Genomic DNA, 19,574 nt, shown 5'->3' with positions numbered 1-19,574 from the left:
CAGGCTCGGCCTGCATCGATAAAGAAACAAACGTTAGTTGCGGAGCAAAACGACAAGACCACGACTCAACACCGGCAATCAGCATAGCTGTTGTCTGATTTGCAGGTGTGACAGGGAAGTGAACAGGCTCTGAAAAGAGAACCTCAATCTGATAGAACAGGACCGAGACTATGCCATACGCAAGCGAAGTTGATGCACTCACCTCTTTGATCAAGCAAAACCCGACCTGGAGCGCCATTAAGCCGGAACATGCCGCCCGTATGCGCGCCCAGAACAAATTCAAGACCGGTCTCGATATTGCCAAGTACACCGCAAAAATCATGCGTGAAGACATGGCGAACTACGATAAAGACAGCTCCCAGTACACCCAGTCACTCGGTTGCTGGCATGGTTTTATCGGCCAACAGAAGATGATTTCCATCAAGAAGCATTTCGGCAGCACCAAGCGCCGTTACCTCTACCTGTCTGGCTGGATGGTGGCGGCCCTGCGTTCCGAGTTCGGCCCGCTGCCGGATCAGTCCATGCACGAGAAAACGGCGGTGTCCGGGCTGATTGAAGAGCTGTATACCTTTTTGCGCCAGGCCGACTCCTGGGAATTGAACCACCTATTCCGTGATCTGGAAGACGCCCAGAAAGCCGGTGATCACACCAAGGCAAAAGAAATTCAGGCAAACATCGATAATCACGAAACCCACATAGTGCCGATTGTGGCTGATATCGACGCCGGCTTCGGTAACGCCGAGGCGACCTATCTGCTGGCCAAGCAGATGATTGAAGCGGGCGCCTGCTGTATTCAGATTGAAAACCAGGTATCAGACGAGAAGCAATGCGGTCACCAGGACGGCAAGGTGACTGTGCCTCACGCCGACTTCCTCGCCAAGATCAACGCCGTGCGGTTGGCGTTCCTGGAGCTGGGTGTAGACGATGGCGTCATCGTGGCTCGTACCGACTCTCTCGGCGCCGGTTTGACCAAGCAGATTGCGGTGACCAACGAGCCGGGCGACCTGGGCGACCAGTACAACAGCTTCATCGACGGCGATGTGATCAACAGTGCCGACGACATCAACAACGGCGACGTGGTGATCAAGCAGAACGACAAGCTGGTCAAACCCAAGCGCCTGGCCTCCGGCCTGTTTCAGTTCAAGGAAGGCTCCGGTGAAGACCGGGTGGTGATGGACTGTATCGCCAGCCTGCAGAACGGCGCCGACCTGCTGTGGATTGAAACCGAGAAGCCGCACGTAGGCCAGATTGCCAGCATGGTTAATCGCATCCGTGAAGTGGTGCCCAATGCCAAGCTGGTTTACAACAACAGCCCGTCCTTCAACTGGACCCTGAACTTCCGTCAGCAGGTGTTCGATGCCTGGGCCGCCGAAGGCAAGGATGTTTCTGGCTACGACCGTGCCCGACTGATGAGTGCCGACTATGACACCACAGACCTGGCCAAACTGGCCGATCAGTGGACCGCCAACTTCCAGCGCGATTCCGCCCGCGAAGCCGGTATCTTCCACCACCTGATCACGCTGCCGACTTACCACACGGCGGCCCTGTCTACCGACAACCTGGCCAAGGGCTACTTCGGTGAAGAAGGCATGCTGGCCTATGTGGCCGGGGTTCAGCGCAAGGAAATCCGTCAGGGTATCGCCACCGTCAAGCACCAGGACATGGCCGGCTCCAACATCGGCGATGACCACAAGGAATTCTTCGCCGGTGAAGCGGCGCTGAAGGCAGGCGGTAAAGACAACACCATGGGTCAGTTCGAAAACGTTTGATAGAGTGCATTAATTAACCAATAAAAAATACTAACAAGCTCCACCTCGTTCAAGCAGCCCACCGGGCTGCTTTTTTTGTTTTGGCCGGTAACGATTGATGGCCATGGTCGTGGCACCGCATCTGGGTTGCGCCTGTCCGGCAGACTGTTAACCAGGTGTTATAATTGGCGGCATATCGAGCGACCGTGAAGATGTCAGCCTGGCTCCGTTTCCAGCATCGCCCGGCCAATGATGGGAGTGACGCCATGACCAATCCGAGCAATACCACCGCCTTAACGGTTCACCAGGCTCAGTTTACCGCTGCTCAGGCACTCAGTATTCCTACCCTCAGCATTTTGCAGGAAGACGGCACCCTCTTTGCCGGCGCCTCGTCGCCGGTGCTGGACAGGGACACAGCCCTGAAAATATACGAGAGCATGGTGTTTATCCGTATCCTGGACGAGCGCATGCTGGCGGCCCAGCGTCAGGGCAGAATCAGCTTCTATATGCAGTGTCTGGGAGAAGAAGCCAGTACCGTGGCCAGCGCCGCCGCACTGGACAGGAAAGACATGATCATGGCCCAGTACCGGGAGCAGGGCGCGCTGCGTTACCGGGGCTTCAGCCTGACCCAGTTCATGAACCAGCTGCTGTCCAACGAGCTGGATCTGGGCAAGGGGCGGCAGATGCCGGTGCACTACGGCAGTCGCGATCTCCACTTCATGACCATTTCCTCTCCGCTCGGTACCCAGATCCCCCAGGCCAGCGGCTATGCCTACGGCCAGAAACTGCGGGGAGAAAGCAACATCACCCTCTGTTACTTCGGTGAGGGAGCGGCGTCGGAAGGGGACTTTCATGCCGGCCTGAACATGGCGGCCGTGCTGCAGGCGCCGGTGATTTTTTTCTGCCGCAACAACGGCTATGCCATCTCTACCCCGGCCAACGAGCAGTTTATCGGTGATGGCATCGCCTGTCGGGCCGTGGGGTACGGCATGCAGGCGATTCGGGTAGACGGCGCCGATGTGCTGGCGGTGTATGAAGCGACGCGACTGGCACGCAAGCTGGTGCTGGAACAGCAGGAGCCGGTACTGGTGGAAGCCATCGCCTATCGGCTGGGCGCCCATTCGTCTTCCGACGACCCCAGCGGTTATCGCTCACGGGAAGAAGAAGAACGCTGGCGCAAGCAGGATCCCATCGCCCGTTATCGCCTGTGGTTGCAGCACAAGGATTGGCTGGACGAGGCGGCCGATCAGATTGCCACCGACGCCCTGCGCCAGGAGGTACTGGAGGCACTGAAAGAGGCCGAACAGTTCCCCAAGCCCCATATCGACACTCTGATTGGCGACGTCTATGCCGAGCCGACACCGGCGCTGAGGGAACAGCTTGAGCAGCTTAAAGCCCATATTCGGCAATATCCGGATGCCTATCCGTTGACGGCGGGGAGGCTTGAATAATGGCAGAAATGAATCTGTTGCAGGCAATTAACCATGCCCTGGATCTGGCGATGGAAAAAGACGAAGCCGTGGTCTGTTTCGGTGAAGATGTCGGCCATTTCGGCGGTGTTTTTCGGGCTACCAGTAAGCTGCAAGACAAATACGGTAAACGACGTTGCTTCAATACCCCCCTGACCGAGCAGGGCATCATCGGTTTTGCCAATGGCATGGCGGCCCGGGGACTGAAGCCGGTGGCCGAAATCCAGTTTGCCGACTACATCTATCCGGCCTTCGATCAAATCATCAACGAAACCGCCAAGTACCGCTACCGCTCCGGCAACCAGTTTGATGTGGGCGGGTTGGTGATCCGCACCCCTTACGGTGGTGGCATTGCCGGTGGTCACTATCACAGTCAGTCACCGGAAGCCTATTTCGCCCATACGGCGGGCCTGAGGGTGGTGATACCGCGAGATCCGGCTCAGGCCAAGGGGCTGCTGTTGGCCGCCATCGCCAGCCCGGACCCTGTGCTGTTCATGGAGCCCAAGCGGTTGTACCGCGCCGCCGTGGGCGAGGTGGATGAAGGCTACTATGAACTGCCTCTGGGCGAGGCCGAGGTGGTACAGGAAGGATCGGATGTCACTGTGCTGGCCTGGGGCGCCCAGATGGAGGTGGCGGCCAAGGCGGTGGCGCTGGCCGAGCAGGATGGCATTTCCTGTGAGCTTGTCGACCTGCGCAGCATACTGCCCTGGGATGCTAACCGGGTGGCGGCGTCGGTAGTCAAAACCGGCCGCCTGGTGATCACACACGAGGCACCGCTCACCGGCGGTTTTGCCGGTGAGATTGCCGCCACCATTCAGGAGCGCTGTTTTCTGTACCTGGAAAGCCCCATCGCCCGAGTATGCGGCCTGGATACCCCTTATCCGCTGGCGCTGGAAAAGGAATACATGGCGGATCATCTGAAGATCCATGCCGCCATAGTGCGCACGTTCAACTTCTAGGGGGCCGAATGAAACAGGATTTTTATCTGCCGGATATCGGTGAAGGCATAGTGGAGTGCGAGCTGGTGGAGTGGCTGGTGGAGGAGGGAGAAAGAGTCATCGAGGATCAGGCGATCTGCGATGTGATGACCGATAAGGCGCTGGTGCAGATACCGGCGATGCACAGTGGCATCATCAGTCGGCTTTATGTGGCAAAAGGCAAGATGGCCCGGGTGCATGCACCGCTGTTTGAGATGGAGGTAACGGATACAGTTGACGCAGAGCCGTCTGTCGAGCCCGTACAGGCGCAGCCCTCTGAAACGACGTTGGCACACAACAGGGCTTCGGCCCCCGACACGCCCGAACAGGCCATGAGTGCGAGTACGGAGAGAGCGCCTGCGCCTGCCAGGCCACCGGCCACGGATGCAGTAAACAATTCAGCGAAGAATGCCGTAGACAATAACGCAGGCAACAATTCAGGCAATAACGAAAAGGTGCTGGCCAGTCCGGCGGTGCGCAGGCTGGCGCGCGAGCAGGAACTGGACTTGAGCCGGATCCCCGGCACCGGCGACAAGGGCCGGGTCTACAAGGAAGACATCGAGGCTTATCTGACGGAGCGGAAAAAAGATCAGACCACCAGCCCCCGGCCGGTCGAGTCGGAGAAAAGTGTCGATAGTACCAAGCACACTGAACCGCTCACCGGTATCGCCGCCGCCATGGCCCGGCAGATGACGGCGTCGCTGGCCATTCCGCAGTTTACCTTCTGTGACGAGCTGGATTTGGGCGAGCTGCTGCGGCTGAAACACCGGCTGAAGCCGATATTTGCCGAGCAGAACATCAAGCTCACCCTGCTGCCGTTTTTTATCAAGGCGCTGTCACTGGCGCTGAACGACTTCCCGCTGCTGAATAGCCGACTCAACGCCGAGGCGACCGAGGTCAGTTATCTGCCGGATCATCATATCGGGGTGGCGGTGGATACCGACGCCGGTTTGCTGGTGCCGGTGCTGCGCCACTGCCAGCGACGATCCTTGCTGGATCTTGCCGTCGAGCTGGAACGACTCACCACGGCGGCGCGGGCCGGTCGGCTGACGCCTGTCGAACTGCAGGGGGCCACCATTACCCTGTCCAATATCGGTGCCCTCGGCGGTGTGGTGTCGAGCCCCCTGGTGATGCCGCCGCAGGTGGCCATCGCGGCGCTGGGCCGATTGCAGCGACTGCCGCGCTTCAACGAAGCCGGTGAGGTGGAGGGACGGGATCTGATGATGGTGTGCTGGTCGGCGGATCATCGCCTGATCGATGGAGCCACCCTGGCCAGATTCAACCGGCGCTGGTTCCGGTATCTGGAGCAACCGGAGCGCATGCTGGCGCAATTGAGCTAGTATGCGGGCCCCATCAAGCGAATGGCAGCGTTGACCATGAGCCTCCATCGGCTGCGCAACTTCTATATTCCCGAAGAGCAGTCCATCTACCTGCTCAATGCCAATGATGCCAGAAAACTGAAAGACTGGATTGCCTTGTGCGTGAGCCAGCTGGAAAAGCTGGGCTACCGGCATATCAGCCTGGTCGGCCACGGCGCCTACGGCTTCACCTTTGCCGGCATCGCCGAGCCTGGGGAAGAGTACGCCTTCAAATTTTCCCGTATCACCCTGCCCGAACATATCCGGGAGCGGCTGGCCGACGAGGCCTATATGTTATCGCGGGTCCGGCACCCCCGGGTGCCTGCCTATATCACCTATCAGCGGCTCAAGAAGCAGGGCATCCTGATGATGAGCCGGGCCAGAGGTGTGGATCTGGAGCAATACAGCCTGCGCCGGGGGCGGCTGGCCCCCCGCCAGTTGATCGATATTGCCGCCCAGCTGGCCGATATTCTGCAGGCCCTGCGCCAGCACCGCAAAGAGGGGCAGTCCGCTCCGATAGTGCACGGCGATATCAAGCCTTCCAATATAGTGTTTGATGCCGACGGCGGTCATATCTGCCTGGTCGACTGGGGCTCGTCTGTGTTTGCTCAGACCGACAGGGAAGGACAGTTTGTGTCCACCAATGTGATGCAGCTGATGTCGGCAGACCTGCAGCACAGCAATGCCCGGCTGGGGGATGTCTATTTTATCGGGCCCGAGCAGCGGGAAGGAGCCTTGAGCTGCCCGCGCTTCGACGAGCAGGGAGTCGCCGCCACCCTTTATGCGCTGGCCTCGGGTCAGTCTTGCCGTTTTGGTAGCCAAGCCATACCGGCGGTGAGCCTGGGGCTGCCGAAAGAGTTTGCGCTGATGCTGGATGGGTTACTGGGGGAGGATGTCGAGCTCCGGCGGCGGGCCGGGGATCATTTCATTGCCGTGATGCCGCGGCTGAAACGACTGGTGTTGCCCGAATTGCAACTGTTTGATGACAGCCCGATGCTGCCGGTATGGACCAGCCCCGAGCGCCACGAGATGGATACCGTGGTCTATTCCTCCCGCAAGTCTTTTCTGCGCGAGCACAGCGAGGAGGCGGGCATCCATTATGTGGACGATGCCCAGCTGGAGCGTTATTACAAAAACTATCTGGTGGGTATGGGCGATACCGAAAAAGCCTTCGTGGCCGCGGTCAGCCGATTGGGGCGTTATCCGGTGGTGGGTGGGCTGGCGGTGCACTGGCAGCCGGACGGCCTCTATATCGACTCCAGCCTCAACCTCTACGACGAGGAGATGCAGCCCGCCTTTGTGCTGGCGGTCAGCAACGTGGTGATGCTGGCCCGGGCCATCGATAAAGTCGGTTTGTTCAAGGCCTGCCTGTTCAACGCCCGCAATACAATCCATCTGAGCCGGGAGGCGCCGGAGCGGCCTTTTGTGCCGACCACGGACACCCGCATTCCTTATCGGTTGGCGGCCATCCCCAGCACCCTTGATGCCAGCCGCCAGCATTCCTATTTCGAGGATGGTCGGGATCCGGACGAGCAGCTGGTGCTACCCGCCGCCATCATGGCGGTGATCAGCCGGTTGAACGACATTCACCACACCGGCTGCATCATCTTCGAGGTGACGCCACTGTATATGAAGTTGCACAGCTACTACCGGCTGCTGGATGCCGCCGCCGAGGCGGAGTTTGCCAGCCTGTTGCGACAAATAGTGGAGTTGATACCACAGATAGACGATCAGGGGGTGGGCGGTTTCATGAAACTGCCCCACAAGAACACCCGGCTGTTCAGTCACCAGCCGGTGCAGCCGACGCTATTCTATCCGGCCAACCCCAGAGCCCGAGACTGATCCAGTACAAAGGACTGCAGTTCGGGATAAAAGCCGAGAAAGGCCTGCTCCATGGCGGAATATTGTTGCTCCAGCAATGGCGCACACAGGGGGAGGGGCGTGGGTCGGCGAAAACGACCATCGATGCGAGCGATGGCGAGTGTGATGCCCTCCAGGCTCTGGTAGCTGGCCAGCAACCGATATTGCTTGAGGCGCTCCACCAGGGTGACCATGGCCTCCGGCCAATGTTCATCCGGCTGCAACTGCCGATGGCTGTAGCCGATAAAGTCGTCAAGCCGCCAGGCGTGATAGCGAGACCAGTGCCGGGCAAGAAAATGGTCGAACATCATGTCCATGATGATGCCGCCATAGCGGCGAAAGGGGCTGGGCAGGGCGCGAACCGCCCCGGCGTGCAGAGGATGAGCATCGGTAAAGCTGTCGATGCGTCGGTGCAGTTGAATGCCCAGCTGCAAGGAGGGAGGCAGACGGGTGTCTATGCTGCCCCGGGCATACTCACCGAGCAGGGCGCCGGGCAGGCTGGTATTGCTGTAGTGAGCCAGATGCAGGTGGGCCAGATAATTCAACGCGTTTCCTGTTCGTCTGCGCCTTCCTGACTCATCGACAGGTCCAGATCGTCTTTATCGAAGTCGTCGAACGATTGTTCGGCTAGCTGGGCGTCCAGAACCTCCAGCAGGTGAATGGCGACGGTAACAAAATCGCTGTCGGTCACTATGCCCACCAGTTTGCCCTTGTCCACCACCGGCAGGCAGCCGTATTTGTACTTTTGCAGATGGAGGGCGGCTTCGCGGATGCCGGCTCTGGGGCTGACGGTGGTCACATCGTGCACCATCACCTCGGCAATCTGATGCTGTTGCAGAAAGTGGCCATTGGTGCCCTGTTCCAGGCTAGACTCCTGCGCCGCCAGAATGTCCCGCTGGCTGACCAGCCCGACCAGACGACCTTCCATCTGAACCGTCAGATGGCGGATATGATGGCGCTGCATCAGGGTGCGGGCTTCGGCCAGGGTGGCCGAGGGGGGAAGGCCGATGACGTTGCGTGACATAATTTCAGAGACGATCGCGGGCATAATCTTTCTCCTTTCTTTTATATCAAGATAGCCTAACCGGGAAGCGGGGTAAGAGTAACCTCGTACGGCACCGGTATGACCGGTCAGGAATACTCATTATGCCCTAACCCCGGCCGAATTGCCTTGATCCCGTGGGGCGGCCTCACTAGACTAGCGCCCGTTATGACAAGAGGTTGTGTATGCTGGTCCGCGATTTTTCCTTTGAGCTCCCCGACGAACTGATAGCCCGCCATCCAATGCCGGAACGTTCCGCCAGCCGGCTGTTGCAGCTGAACGGTAACGGTGGTGACATCACCCATGGTCAATTCAGTCAGATCCTGGATTTGGTCAACCCCGGTGATTTGCTGGTATTCAACAATACCCGGGTGATCCCGGCCCGCCTCTTTGGTCGCAAGGCCAGCGGCGGCAAGCTGGAAGTGCTGATCGAGCGGGTACTGGACGACAAGCGGGTGCTGGCGCATGTACGCGCCTCCAAGGCTCCCAAGCCGGGCACCGCTCTGATCCTGGATCCGGACGTGCAGGCGACCATGCTGGCTCGCCACGACGCCCTCTTTGAAATCGAATTCCACGACGAAAGACCGGTACTCGAAATTCTCGACGCGGTGGGCCACATGCCCCTGCCGCCCTATATCGACCGGCCCGATACCGACGCCGACAAAGAGCGTTACCAGACCGTTTACAACGAAAAGCCCGGTGCCGTGGCGGCGCCCACTGCCGGCCTGCACTTCGATCAGCCGTTGCTGGATGCCCTGACTGCCAAAGGCGCCGAACTGGCGTTCGTTACCCTGCACGTGGGCGCCGGTACCTTTCAGCCGGTACGGGTCGAGCAGGTGCTCGAGCACAAGATGCATGCGGAATACATCGAAGTATCACCACAAGTGGTAGCGCAGATAGAAGCGACCCGTGCCCGTGGTGGCCGGGTGATTGCCGTGGGCACCACCTCGGTACGTTCCCTGGAAAGCGCCGCCCGGGCCACCATGGCAAACGGCGAACCGCTGGCGCCCTTTTACGGCGACACCGATATATTTATCTACCCCGGCTACCGTTTTCAGCTGGTGGACGCCATGGTCACCAATTTCCACCTGCCCGAGTCGACCCTTATCATGCTGGTCAGTGCCTTCGCCGGCTATGACCACATCATGGAAGCCTACCGGCAGGCGGTGGCGGAACGTTACCGTTTCTTCAGCTACGGTGACGCCATGTTTATTACTCGACAACAGGGACTGGGGAATAGGGATTAGGGACTGGTTAGAGATGTTTGTAGGCCTCACTTTAGTGGGGCGAAAATGGCAGCCGCCGACAGTATTGCCCGAATAAATTCGGGCCTACAGACGTCCACAACTAATCCCTATTCCCTAATCCCCAGTCCCATAAAAACAAGGTCGGACTGTTTCTCTGACCTAAGAGGTAACTGATGAAGTTTGAACTGCAAACCACCGATGGCCGCGCTCGCCGTGGCCGCCTGATCTTCGACCGTGGCGTGGTAGAAACCCCGGCCTTCATGCCAGTGGGCACTTATGGCACCGTCAAGGGTATGACCCCGGAAGAAGTCGCCGACACCGGCGCCCAGATCCTGCTCGGCAACACCTTCCACCTGTGGGTTCGCCCGGGTCAGGAAGTGATGAAGCTGCACGGCGATCTGCACGATTTCATGAACTGGCAGGGGCCCATTCTCACCGACTCCGGCGGCTTCCAGGTATTCAGCCTCGGTGACATCCGCAAGATCACCGAAGAGGGTGTCTATTTCCGTAACCCGGTCAACGGCGACAAGATTTTCCTGTCACCCGAAGTCTCGATGGAAATCCAGTACGATCTGGGCTCCGACGTCGTGATGATCATGGACGAATGCACCCCCTATCCTGCGACCTGGATCGATGCCAAGAAGTCGATGGAAATGTCTCTGCGCTGGGCCAAGCGCTCGCGGGATCATTTCGACAAGCAGGGCAACAAAAACGCCCTGTTCGGCATCATTCAGGGCGGCGTTTACGAAGATCTGCGTGACGAGTCGCTGACCGGTCTGCTCGAGATCGGCTTCGACGGTTACGCCGTAGGCGGCCTGGCGGTAGGCGAGCCCAAGCACGAAATGCATAAGGTGCTGGAGCATACCTGCCCAAAAATTCCGGCCGACAAGCCTCGTTACCTGATGGGCGTGGGCAAGCCGGAAGATCTGGTGGAAGGGGTGCGCCGCGGCATCGACATGTTCGACTGTGTGATGCCGACCCGCAACGCCCGTAACGGCCATCTGTTTACCACCGAAGGGGTGGTGAAGATCCGTAACGCCAAGCACAAGATTGATACCGGCCCGCTGGATGCAGACTGCGATTGCTACACCTGCAAGAATTATTCGCGTTCTTATCTGCACCATCTGGACAAGTGTAACGAGATACTGGGTGCGCGTTTAAACACCATTCACAACCTGCGTTACTACCAACGGGTGATGGAAGGTTTACGTGGAGCCATAGAGCAGGGTAAATTAGACGACTTTGTAGCTGAGTTCTATGCGCGGCAGGATAAACCCGTGCCGCCACTGGGTCAGACTGCAGGTGAAGACGGCGAATGACGAACGGGTGAGGGAAGATGTCAGCTAAGTCGACCGTGACATGCCAGGGATGGCATGTCCGAGCCCCCAGGGATGGGTTTATGGCGTGTCGACGTGCTGTACCTTCCCTCACCGGTGCCCCCATGCATTAACACTTTTAACCATCAACGAGGAACTGAAAAGAATGGATATTATCTCCAACGCTTACGCCCAGGACGGAGCCGCCGGTGGCGGTATGGAAATGATCATCATGCTGGTTGTGTTCGGCCTGATCTTCTATTTCATGATTTTCCGTCCCCAGTCCAAGCGGGTCAAAGAGCACAAGAGCCTGATGTCTTCCCTGAGCAAGGGCGACGAAGTGCTGACCAACGGCGGCCTGGTAGGCAAGATTGCCAAAATCTCCGCAGAAAATGACTATGTATTGCTGAGCCTGAGCGAGCAGAGCCAGGTCACCATCAAAAAGGACTTTATCTCTGCCGTCCTTCCCAAGGGTTCTATTCAGTCCCTTTAATTCTCTGTCGAGGAGCACAGCGTGTTAAATCGATATCCGCTGTGGAAATACTTGATGGTGATCGCCGTGATCACCATCAGTTTTCTGTATGCAGCACCTAATCTATTTGGTGAAGACCCTGCGTTGCAGGTGTCGGGCTCCCGTGGCACTCAGGTTACCCCTGCCGTCCTGTCTCAGGCTCAGCAGACCCTAAGCAAAGCCGGCATAGCGGTGAAAAGCGCCGCCCTGGCCGATGATCAGTTACTTATCCGTTTCCGCAATACCGACGATCAGCTCAAGGGCAAGGATCTGGTGGCGGACACTCTGGGTGATGGTTACATCACCGCCCTCAACCTGGCTCCTTCAACTCCCTCCTGGCTCGAAGCCATCGGCGCCGGCCCGCTCAAACTGGGTCTCGACTTGCGTGGTGGTGTGCACTTTCTGATGGAAGTGGACATGGACGAAGCCCTGAGCCGGGTGCAGGAGCAGACGGTGCAGGACTTCCGTACCGACCTGCGTGAAGAGCGTCTGCGTTATTCCGGTGTACTGGCGAAAGACGGTGGCACCCTGGTGGTTTTCCGCGACGCCGATACCCGTAACAAGGCGATAAGCCACCTGCGTGGCCGTTATCCGGGCCTGTTGTTCTCAGAACGTGACAACGGCGAGACCTTCGGCCTGTTCGCTGTCATGAGCGAGCAGCGACTGAAGGAAGTGAAAGAGTACGCCCTGCAGCAGAATATCACCATCATCCGCAACCGGGTTAACGAGCTGGGCGTGGCCGAGCCGCTGGTACAGCGTCAGGGTGCCGAGCGCATCGTGGTGCAGCTGCCGGGTATTCAGGACACCGCCCGCGCCAAGGAAATCCTCGGCGCGACCGCGACTCTGGAATTCCGTCTGGTCGATGAAAATGCCGATGTGGCCGCCGCCAACTCGGGCCGGGTACCGCCCAACAGCGAGCTGATGCGGGACAGAGACGGTCGCCCAGTGGTGTTGCAAAAGCGCGTCATCCTGACCGGTGAGCATATCGTCGATGCATCATCCGGCATGGACGAGTTCAGCCGTCCTCAGGTGAATATCAGCCTGGATGCCCCCGGTGGCAGCCGCATGGCCGATTTTACCAAGGATAACGTCGGCCGCCCCATGGCGACGGTGTTTACCGAGTATAAAACCGGCGATGAACTGAATGAAGATGGCACTCGCCAGTTCCGCAAACAGCAGGAAGTGATCAACGTCGCCACCATTCAGTCCCGGCTGGGACGCAGTTTCCGCATCACCGGCATCGATTCAATGGCAGAAGCCCAGAATCTGGCGTTGTTGCTGCGGGCCGGAGCCCTGATTGCGCCCATCCAGATAGTGGAAGAGCGCACCATAGGCCCGAGCCTCGGCAAGCAGAACGTGGAAAATGGCCTGATGGCCATGGTCTACGGCATGCTGGCGGTGGTGTTGTTCATGGTTATCTATTACCGCAAGTTCGGCCTGGTGGCCAACGCGGCGCTGCTGGCCAACCTGGTGATCATCATCGGCGTCATGTCGATGGTGCCGGGGGCAACCATGACCTTGCCGGGCATTGCCGGCATAGTGCTGACCATCGGTATGTCGGTGGATGCCAACGTGCTGATTTTCGAGCGCATCCGTGAGGAACTACGCGACGGACGCGGGGTACAGCAGGCGATTCATATCGGCTACGACAAGGCGCTCGGCACCATTGCCGATGCCAACATTACTACGCTGATCACCGCCATCATACTGTTCGCGGTCGGTACCGGCCCCATCAAGGGCTTCGCAGTGACCCTGATGATCGGTATTCTCGCCTCCATGTTTACCGCCATCGTCGGTACCCGGGCCCTGGTTAACCTGCTCTGGGGCGGAAAGCGTCTCAGCAAACTGTCGATATGAGGAAATAACCGATGTTTGAGATCCTCAAAACCCGGGCGCCCATTCGCTTCATGCACTATTCGAAGGCGGCGACGGTCGTGTCGCTGGCCTTGATAGCGCTGTGCTTTTTCAGCCTCTTTACCAAGGGGCTGAATTGGGGCCTGGACTTCACCGGTGGTACCGTGGTCGAAGCCGCCTTCGAACAGGCGGTCGAGCTGGACGAGGTGCGTAATAACCTCGAACAGGTCGGCCTGTCCGGTGCAACCGTACAGAACTTCGGTACCAGCCGGGATGTGCTGATCCGCCTGGCGCCTCAGGAAGGCGTGGATGTGCAGCAGCAGGGCGAGTCAGTCATGGCTGCCTTGGCAGAGGTGTCTGCGTCCGTCGAGATGAAACGGCTGGAGTTTGTCGGCCCTGCCATCGGTGCCGAGCTGGCAGAGCAGGGTGGACTGGCCATTCTGGTGGCGCTGCTCTGTATCCTGTTATACGTCGGCATGCGCTTCGAATGGCGTCTGGCATCCGGTGCCGTTCTGTCACTGGCCCACGATGTGATTATTACGCTGGGTGTGTTCTCCTGGATGCAAATCGAGGTAGACCTGACCATAGTAGCGGCGCTGTTGACGGTAGTGGGCTATTCGCTCAACGACACCATAGTGGTGTTCGACCGGGTGCGGGAAAACTTCCGCCGGGTACGCAACACCAGCACCGCCGAGGTGTTTGACGAGGCCATTACCGAAACCCTGAGCCGAACCCTGATCACCTCGGCCACTACGCTGGTGGTGGTCGTGGCGCTGTTCCTCAAGGGCGGTGCACTGATCCACGGTTTTGCCACCGCGCTGCTGCTGGGCATCGGCTTCGGTACCTACTCGTCCATCTATATCGCCAGTGCCTGGGCCATGCTGCTCGGCGTACAGCGGGAGCATATGCTGCCACCGCAGATAGAGAAGGAAGGGGCGGACCAAGAGCCGTTACCCTGACAGCATGATACCAAAGGGGCCCGGCGGGCCCCTTTTTGTTGTGAAATGCATTTGCAACATGACAAATGTCGTGGAGCTGCATAACATGTGGTCATAATAAGACAAGTTCGGAGCCGTCTTGAACGACAGATTATTGCTCGCTCCTTTAGCTCTTCTTGGTTTCATGCTAGTCGGTTGCAGCGCACCTCGGGTGGTCACTCCCACTCTGGTGCTGCCGCTACCCATGCAGGTTTCCTATGAAAGTGAGCTGGGAATTGCCCGCCTGGGGCAAATGCTGAATTCACCGGGGCTGACGCCGGAGCAACGTGCCGAGCTGTTTTTTCAGCGCGGCGTGGTATTCGATAGGGTGGGCCTGCGGGCCATGGCCCGGCTGGACTTTAACCGTGCCCTGCGGGATAGACCCGATTTTGCCGATGCCTATAACCTCAATGGCGTCTACCTGACCCAGAATCAGGAGTTCGACGAAGCCTATGAAGCCTTCGACTCGGCCCTGGAGCTGGCCCCGGACTACGCCTACGCCAACCTGAACCGGGGCATTGCGCTGTATTACGGCGGCAGGCCCACACTGGCGGCACGGGATCTGAAAACCTTCCTGGACGAAGACCCTGCCGATCCTTATCGGCTGCTGTGGTGGTATCTGGCGTTGGAGCAGATGGATCAAGAAGCGGCGCTTGATGCGTTACGCAGCCATCAGCAGGCTCATGGTTCCGACGAGTGGGCCTGGGATATCGTCAATGTCTATCTGGGTACAATGAGCGATGAACAGTTGCTCAACCGCATCTCGGAAGAAAGTGAGGATAACCAGGAGCTGGCCGAACGTCTGTGCGAAGCCTATTTCTATCTGGCCAAGCAGGCCCAGCGCAACGCTCAGCCAGAGCAGGCAATGGTGTATTTCAAGCTGGCGCTGGCGACCAATATCTACGACTTTGTCGAACATCGCTATTCACTGCTGGAGCTGGATCTCATCGGTGAGCAGGCCAGACTCAAGCGTTAACAGACAGTGGTAAGCCAGTCTCTTGGTCATAAGTCAGACGGTTCGTAGCACGAAGAGGCAACAGGGTTGCCTCTTCCGACGCGCTTCGAGCACATCCTTGTAACGCTCGTCACATGCCGTCCCTGGCATGTGACGGTCGGCTGAGGCAACCCCTGCAACCTCTTCCATAAGCCGGAGTTGTACCGTCAGACGTATACGTAGCTCCGATTTCCTGCTGCCATCAAAGTCGGCAAAAGTCAAAACCGTCACCTCATACCCGCATGCGACCCGGGCTGCTGAGCACCTAGGGCTGAAAGCTTACAGCTGCCTTCGACTGTGCTAGAATCCTGCGCCTTAAGCACCGTTGGATTCCGTGAATATGCTTGATCAGGTTCGTATCGTGTTGGTCAATACCTCACACACCGGCAATATCGGCTCTGCCGCCCGCGCCATGAAAACCATGGGCCTGGGCGAATTGTGGCTGGTCGATCCGGTCAGCCCTCCAGACAGCCAGGCCATCTCTCTGGCCGCGAGCGCCAGTGATCTTCTGGGTAGAGCCCGCATAGTGCCGACCCTGGCCGAAGCCGTGGCCGATTGTGGCCTGGTGATCGGTACCAGCGCGCGTTCGCGTACCTGGTCCTGGCCCATGCTGGATGCCCGGGAAGCGGGCGAAAAAGTCATGGCCGAAGCCCCCCGTCACAAGGTGGCATTGGTGTTTGGCCGGGAACGTACCGGCCTCACCAACGACGAGTTGCAGCAGTGCCATTTTCACGTGGCCATTCCGGCCAACCCGGAATACAGCTCGCTCAACCTGGCGATGGCGGTGCAGACCCTGAGTTACGAAGTGCGCATGGCCTGGCTGGCGCGGGAGCAGGGAGAGGGTGCCGTAACCGAGACCGAACAGGACTACCCATTGTCCGAAGATCTGGAACGCTTCTATCAGCATCTGGAGCAAACCCTGCTGGAAACCGGCTTTATCATTCAACCCCATCCGGGACAGGTGATGACCAAACTGCGACGTTTGTTCAACCGGGCCAGACCGGAAGATTTTGAGCTGAACATACTGCGCGGTATCCTGACGTCGGTACAGAAAAAGGGTCGCTAACGGGAGTTGAATAGCCGAGTGTTTTGGTCGGACTTATACTTGACTGAAACACTCGGGTATGACACCCTGAGCCCATGTCTGGAAACGGTTTAATCACATGAGACTGACATCAAAAGGACGTTACGCGGTAACTGCCATGCTGGATGTGGCATTGCACGGTGATACCGGCCCCGTGTCCTTGGCTCATATATCCGAGCGTCAGGGTATTTCCCTGTCTTACCTCGAGCAGCTGTTCGCCCGCTTGCGCAAGCATGGTCTGGTCAGCAGTGTACGTGGCCCCGGTGGCGGTTATCTGCTGGGTATGAAGCCGGACGCTATTTCGGTGGGGGCGGTCATCGCCGCCGTCGACGAGTCGGTGGATGCCACCAAGTGTCAGGGTAAAGGGGACTGCCAGAGTGGTAACCAGTGCCTGACACACTCGCTCTGGTGTGCGCTCAGTGACCGGATCAGTAACTTTCTCGACGGTATCAGCCTGGCCGAGCTGGTTAACCAGCAAGACGTCCGGCGGATTTCCGGGCAGCAAGACAGTAATCTGAGCCTGTTGACTCTGGAGTAGCCCGAGCAGCAGCAAGTGAGCCTGAAACATTCAATTTTAAATGTCGATGACAAGACTGCCGAACAGGGCAGCGTTGAACGGAGAATATGATGAAACTGCCCATTTATCTCGACTATGCGGCTACCTGCCCGGTAGACCCTCGCGTCGCCGAAAAAATGATGCAATGCCTGACTCAAGACGGTATTTTCGGTAACCCGGCTTCCCGCTCGCACCGCTTCGGCTGGCAGGCGGAAGAGCTGGTCGATATTGCCCGTAATCAGATTGCTGACCTGATCAATGCCGACCCTCGCGAAATCGTGTTCACTTCCGGTGCAACCGAATCCGATAACCTGGCCATCAAGGGTATTGCCAATTTTTACGGTAAAAAAGGTAAGCACATTATTACCTCCAAGACCGAGCACAAGGCAGTACTGGATCCCTGTCGCCAGCTGGAACGCGAAGGCTTCGAGGTCACCTACCTCGAGCCCCAGCCCAACGGCCTGTTCACCCTGGCACAAATCGAAAATGCCATGCGCGATGACACCATTCTGGTGAGCATCATGCACGTGAACAACGAAACCGGCGTGATTCAGGACGTCAAGGCCATCGGCGAACTGTGCCGCAGTCGCAAAATCATGTTTCATGTGGACGCCGCCCAGAGCGCCGGCAAGACCGACATCGACGTGCAAGACATGAACATCGATCTGCTGTCTCTGTCCGCCCACAAGATTTATGGCCCCAAAGGCATCGGCGCCCTCTATGTCTGCCGTAAGCCCCGCGTTCGTCTGGAAGCCCAGATGCACGGTGGCGGCCACGAGCGCGGCATGCGCTCCGGTACCCTGGCAACGCACCAAATCGCCGGCATGGGTGAAGCCTTCCGTATTGCCAAAGAAGAAATGCACGCCGAAGGCGAGCGTATTCTGGCGCTGCGCAACCGTCTGTATGACGGTGTCAAGAATATCGAAGAAGTCTATGTCAACGGCGACCTGGAACAACGGGTACCGGGCATATTCAACATCAGTTTCGCCTATGTAGAAGGTGAGTCGCTGATCATGGCACTGAAGGATCTGGCGGTCTCTTCCGGTTCGGCCTGTACCTCGGCCAGCCTGGAGCCTTCCTATGTATTGCGTGCCCTGGGACTGAACGACGAGCTGGCACACAGCTCCATCCGCTTCAGCATCGGTCGTTTCACTACCGAAGAACAGATTGACTACGCCGTGGGCCTGGTCAACGAGGCCATCGGTCGTCTGCGTGACATGTCTCCGCTGTGGGAAATGTTCAAGGACGGAATAGATCTGGATCAGGTTGAATGGGCACACCATTAAGGTGTCTAAATCATTGAAGCATGGGTGAGGAATTAAATCATGGCTTACAGCGAAAAAGTAATAGACCACTATGAAAACCCCCGTAACGTCGGTGGTTTCGACAAAAACGATCCTAACGTAGCGACCGGTATGGTCGGTGCGCCGGCCTGTGGCGACGTGATGAAGCTGCAGTTGAAGATCAGCGACGATGGCATCATCGAAGACGCCAAGTTCAAGACCTACGGCTGTGGCTCTGCCATCGCCTCCAGCTCGCTCATCACCGAGTGGGTAAAAGGCAAGAACCTGGAAGAAGCGGCCAGCATCAAGAATACCCAGATTGCGGAAGAGTTGGCCCTGCCGCCGGTGAAAATCCACTGCTCCATTCTGGCAGAGGATGCCATCAAGGCTGCGATTGACGATTACAAGAAGAAGAAAAACCTGGCGTAAGACGGAGACACCATGGCGATCACCATTACCGATGCGGCTGCACAACGGGTGCAGACTTTTCTGAACAACAGAGGCAAGGGCCTGGGACTACGGCTGGGGGTCAAGACCTCTGGCTGCTCCGGCCTGGCCTATGTGCTGGAATTCGTCGACGAATTGTCCGAAGGCGACCAGGTGTTCGAGCATGGCGAGGTCAAGGTGATCGTCGACAGCAAGAGTCTGGTGTATCTGGACGGCACCGAGCTCGACTTCGCGAAGGAAGGCCTGAACGAGGGCTTTAAATTCAACAACCCCAATATCGACGGGGAATGTGGTTGCGGCGAAAGCTTTAACGTTTAAGGACCCCGGCATGAACTACTTCGAGCTGTTTGGCTTACCGGCAGAGTTTGCCCTCGACAGCCAGACACTGGCCGACACCTATCGCCAGCTGCAGATGCAGTTCCATCCCGACAAGTTTGCCTCCCGCCCAGAGCGGGAGCGTCTTCAGGCGGTACAGCGTGCCGCCCATATCAATGATGCGTTCACCACCCTCAAGCACCCCCTGAATCGTGCCGAGTACCTGCTGTCTTTGCAGGGCGTCGACATTCGTGCCGAACAACAAACCCTGAAAGATCCGCTGTTTCTGATGCAACAGATGGAATGGCGTGAACAGCTGGAAGAAATCCCGGCCGCTCAGGATGTGTTTGGTGCCATCATGGCCTTCGATCGGGAACTGCAACAGGTGTCTGCCGAATACTATGCCGAGCTCGAGCAACTGCTCGGCTCGACCCAGTGGCCGGAGGCCGCCGATACGGTGCGCAAACTTAAATTCATGACCAAGCTGCATGCCGAACTCGAACGTTTGGAAGATGCGCAGCAGGAATTCTGAACCT

General features: G+C 58.1%; 19 protein-coding genes. 17 read left to right on the top strand and 2 right to left on the bottom strand.

Annotated features, from left to right (window positions below; translation table 11 throughout):
• The first annotated feature begins 170 nt into the window (after window positions 1-170).
• From UN63_RS03105 to UN63_RS03085, 5 genes are all read left to right on the top strand, one after another.
• Window positions 171-1,769, top strand: coding sequence for an isocitrate lyase (locus UN63_RS03105; RefSeq protein ID WP_104485319.1), 1,599 nt, complete (start codon window positions 171-173; stop codon window positions 1,767-1,769).
• A gap of 191 nt (window positions 1,770-1,960) precedes the next feature.
• Window positions 1,961-3,199, top strand: coding sequence for a thiamine pyrophosphate-dependent dehydrogenase E1 component subunit alpha (locus UN63_RS03100; RefSeq protein ID WP_229793550.1), 1,239 nt, complete (start codon window positions 1,961-1,963; stop codon window positions 3,197-3,199).
• The gene (locus UN63_RS03095; protein WP_104485318.1) at window positions 3,199-4,176 is read left to right on the top strand and encodes an alpha-ketoacid dehydrogenase subunit beta; all 978 of its coding nucleotides are present in this window, start codon (window positions 3,199-3,201) and stop codon (window positions 4,174-4,176) included. Before UN63_RS03100 ends, UN63_RS03095 begins: the two co-directional genes overlap by 1 nt.
• An 8-nt stretch (window positions 4,177-4,184) precedes the next feature.
• Window positions 4,185-5,534: a 2-oxo acid dehydrogenase subunit E2 gene (locus tag UN63_RS03090; RefSeq protein WP_104485317.1), complete on the top strand. Its 1,350-nt coding sequence runs from the start codon at window positions 4,185-4,187 to the stop codon at window positions 5,532-5,534.
• A gap of 36 nt (window positions 5,535-5,570) precedes the next feature.
• Window positions 5,571-7,394, top strand: a complete 1,824-nt coding sequence (locus UN63_RS03085; protein WP_104485316.1) for a protein kinase domain-containing protein — start codon at window positions 5,571-5,573, stop codon at window positions 7,392-7,394.
• On the opposite strand, the gene UN63_RS03080 is transcribed toward UN63_RS03085, so the two are convergent.
• Both UN63_RS03080 and UN63_RS03075 read right to left on the bottom strand, forming a co-directional pair.
• Window positions 7,364-7,957, bottom strand: coding sequence for an acyl carrier protein phosphodiesterase (locus tag UN63_RS03080; protein WP_104485315.1), 594 nt, complete (start codon window positions 7,955-7,957; stop codon window positions 7,364-7,366). The two genes, UN63_RS03085 and UN63_RS03080, sit on opposite strands and share 31 nt — an antisense overlap.
• On the bottom strand, window positions 7,954-8,460 hold the full coding sequence (locus UN63_RS03075) for a CBS domain-containing protein (protein ID WP_104485314.1): 507 nt from the start codon (window positions 8,458-8,460) through the stop codon (window positions 7,954-7,956). The genes UN63_RS03080 and UN63_RS03075 overlap by 4 nt, the downstream gene beginning before the upstream one ends.
• Window positions 8,461-8,639: 179 nt before the next feature.
• Between UN63_RS03075 and queA the strand changes: the two genes are divergently transcribed.
• From queA to hscB, 12 genes are all read left to right on the top strand, one after another.
• Window positions 8,640-9,701, top strand: coding sequence for a tRNA preQ1(34) S-adenosylmethionine ribosyltransferase-isomerase QueA (gene queA, locus UN63_RS03070; RefSeq protein ID WP_104485313.1), 1,062 nt, complete (start codon window positions 8,640-8,642; stop codon window positions 9,699-9,701).
• Between the two features lie 173 nt (window positions 9,702-9,874).
• Window positions 9,875-11,020: a tRNA guanosine(34) transglycosylase Tgt gene (gene tgt / locus UN63_RS03065; RefSeq protein WP_104485312.1), complete on the top strand. Its 1,146-nt coding sequence runs from the start codon at window positions 9,875-9,877 to the stop codon at window positions 11,018-11,020.
• A gap of 163 nt (window positions 11,021-11,183) precedes the next feature.
• Window positions 11,184-11,510, top strand: a complete 327-nt coding sequence (gene yajC, locus UN63_RS03060) for a preprotein translocase subunit YajC (RefSeq protein ID WP_104485311.1) — start codon at window positions 11,184-11,186, stop codon at window positions 11,508-11,510.
• Window positions 11,511-11,531: 21 nt separating this feature from the next.
• On the top strand, window positions 11,532-13,385 hold the full coding sequence (secD, locus tag UN63_RS03055) for a protein translocase subunit SecD (RefSeq protein WP_104485310.1): 1,854 nt from the start codon (window positions 11,532-11,534) through the stop codon (window positions 13,383-13,385).
• A gap of 11 nt (window positions 13,386-13,396) precedes the next feature.
• Window positions 13,397-14,341, top strand: coding sequence for a protein translocase subunit SecF (gene secF, locus UN63_RS03050; protein WP_104485309.1), 945 nt, complete (start codon window positions 13,397-13,399; stop codon window positions 14,339-14,341).
• Window positions 14,342-14,459: 118 nt separating this feature from the next.
• On the top strand, window positions 14,460-15,335 hold the full coding sequence (gene nlpI, locus UN63_RS03045) for a lipoprotein NlpI (RefSeq protein WP_308428096.1): 876 nt from the start codon (window positions 14,460-14,462) through the stop codon (window positions 15,333-15,335).
• A 358-nt stretch (window positions 15,336-15,693) separates the two neighbouring features.
• Window positions 15,694-16,419, top strand: coding sequence for a tRNA (cytosine(32)/uridine(32)-2'-O)-methyltransferase TrmJ (trmJ, locus tag UN63_RS03040; RefSeq protein WP_104485307.1), 726 nt, complete (start codon window positions 15,694-15,696; stop codon window positions 16,417-16,419).
• 97 nt (window positions 16,420-16,516) lie between these two features.
• Window positions 16,517-16,975, top strand: a complete 459-nt coding sequence (iscR, locus tag UN63_RS03035) for a Fe-S cluster assembly transcriptional regulator IscR (protein WP_104485306.1) — start codon at window positions 16,517-16,519, stop codon at window positions 16,973-16,975.
• Window positions 16,976-17,064: 89 nt separating this feature from the next.
• The gene (locus UN63_RS03030) at window positions 17,065-18,279 is read left to right on the top strand and encodes an IscS subfamily cysteine desulfurase (protein ID WP_104485305.1); all 1,215 of its coding nucleotides are present in this window, start codon (window positions 17,065-17,067) and stop codon (window positions 18,277-18,279) included.
• A 39-nt stretch (window positions 18,280-18,318) separates the two neighbouring features.
• Window positions 18,319-18,705 (top strand): Fe-S cluster assembly scaffold IscU, encoded by a 387-nt coding sequence (gene iscU, locus UN63_RS03025; protein WP_104485304.1) that lies wholly within the window; start codon window positions 18,319-18,321, stop codon window positions 18,703-18,705.
• A 12-nt stretch (window positions 18,706-18,717) separates the two neighbouring features.
• Complete coding sequence (iscA, locus tag UN63_RS03020; RefSeq protein WP_104485303.1) at window positions 18,718-19,041, top strand: iron-sulfur cluster assembly protein IscA; 324 nt, start codon at window positions 18,718-18,720, stop codon at window positions 19,039-19,041.
• A 10-nt stretch (window positions 19,042-19,051) separates the two neighbouring features.
• A complete protein-coding gene (gene hscB / locus UN63_RS03015) occupies window positions 19,052-19,570 on the top strand; it encodes a co-chaperone HscB (RefSeq protein WP_104485302.1) in 519 nt (172 codons plus the stop codon).
• Window positions 19,571-19,574: the final 4 nt, after the last annotated feature.

The sequence above is a fragment of the Oceanisphaera arctica genome, assembly GCF_002936955.1.
In the GTDB taxonomy this organism is placed as follows: Bacteria; Pseudomonadota; Gammaproteobacteria; order Enterobacterales; family Aeromonadaceae; genus Oceanimonas; species Oceanimonas arctica.
This window is presented reverse-complemented; position numbering and strand designations above follow the sequence as displayed.

Excerpts from the sequence above, each read along its gene's own strand:
- secF (WP_104485309.1), top strand. The coding sequence starts at position 13,397 with ATGTTTGAGATCCTCAAAACCCGGGCGCCCATTCGCTTCATGCACTAT.
- UN63_RS03095 (WP_104485318.1), top strand. The coding sequence starts at position 3,199 with ATGGCAGAAATGAATCTGTTGCAGGCAATTAACCATGCCCTGGATCTG.
- iscR (WP_104485306.1), top strand. The coding sequence starts at position 16,517 with ATGAGACTGACATCAAAAGGACGTTACGCGGTAACTGCCATGCTGGAT.
- iscA (WP_104485303.1), top strand. The coding sequence starts at position 18,718 with ATGGCGATCACCATTACCGATGCGGCTGCACAACGGGTGCAGACTTTT.
- tgt (WP_104485312.1), top strand. The coding sequence starts at position 9,875 with ATGAAGTTTGAACTGCAAACCACCGATGGCCGCGCTCGCCGTGGCCGC.
- yajC (WP_104485311.1), top strand. The coding sequence starts at position 11,184 with ATGGATATTATCTCCAACGCTTACGCCCAGGACGGAGCCGCCGGTGGC.
- queA (WP_104485313.1), top strand. The coding sequence starts at position 8,640 with ATGCTGGTCCGCGATTTTTCCTTTGAGCTCCCCGACGAACTGATAGCC.
- UN63_RS03100 (WP_229793550.1), top strand. The coding sequence starts at position 1,961 with ATGTCAGCCTGGCTCCGTTTCCAGCATCGCCCGGCCAATGATGGGAGT.
- hscB (WP_104485302.1), top strand. The coding sequence starts at position 19,052 with ATGAACTACTTCGAGCTGTTTGGCTTACCGGCAGAGTTTGCCCTCGAC.
- UN63_RS03090 (WP_104485317.1), top strand. The coding sequence starts at position 4,185 with ATGAAACAGGATTTTTATCTGCCGGATATCGGTGAAGGCATAGTGGAG.
- trmJ (WP_104485307.1), top strand. The coding sequence starts at position 15,694 with ATGCTTGATCAGGTTCGTATCGTGTTGGTCAATACCTCACACACCGGC.
- UN63_RS03085 (WP_104485316.1), top strand. The coding sequence starts at position 5,571 with ATGAGCCTCCATCGGCTGCGCAACTTCTATATTCCCGAAGAGCAGTCC.
- UN63_RS03075 (WP_104485314.1), bottom strand. The coding sequence starts at position 8,460 with ATGCCCGCGATCGTCTCTGAAATTATGTCACGCAACGTCATCGGCCTT.
- UN63_RS03105 (WP_104485319.1), top strand. The coding sequence starts at position 171 with ATGCCATACGCAAGCGAAGTTGATGCACTCACCTCTTTGATCAAGCAA.
- iscU (WP_104485304.1), top strand. The coding sequence starts at position 18,319 with ATGGCTTACAGCGAAAAAGTAATAGACCACTATGAAAACCCCCGTAAC.
- UN63_RS03030 (WP_104485305.1), top strand. The coding sequence starts at position 17,065 with ATGAAACTGCCCATTTATCTCGACTATGCGGCTACCTGCCCGGTAGAC.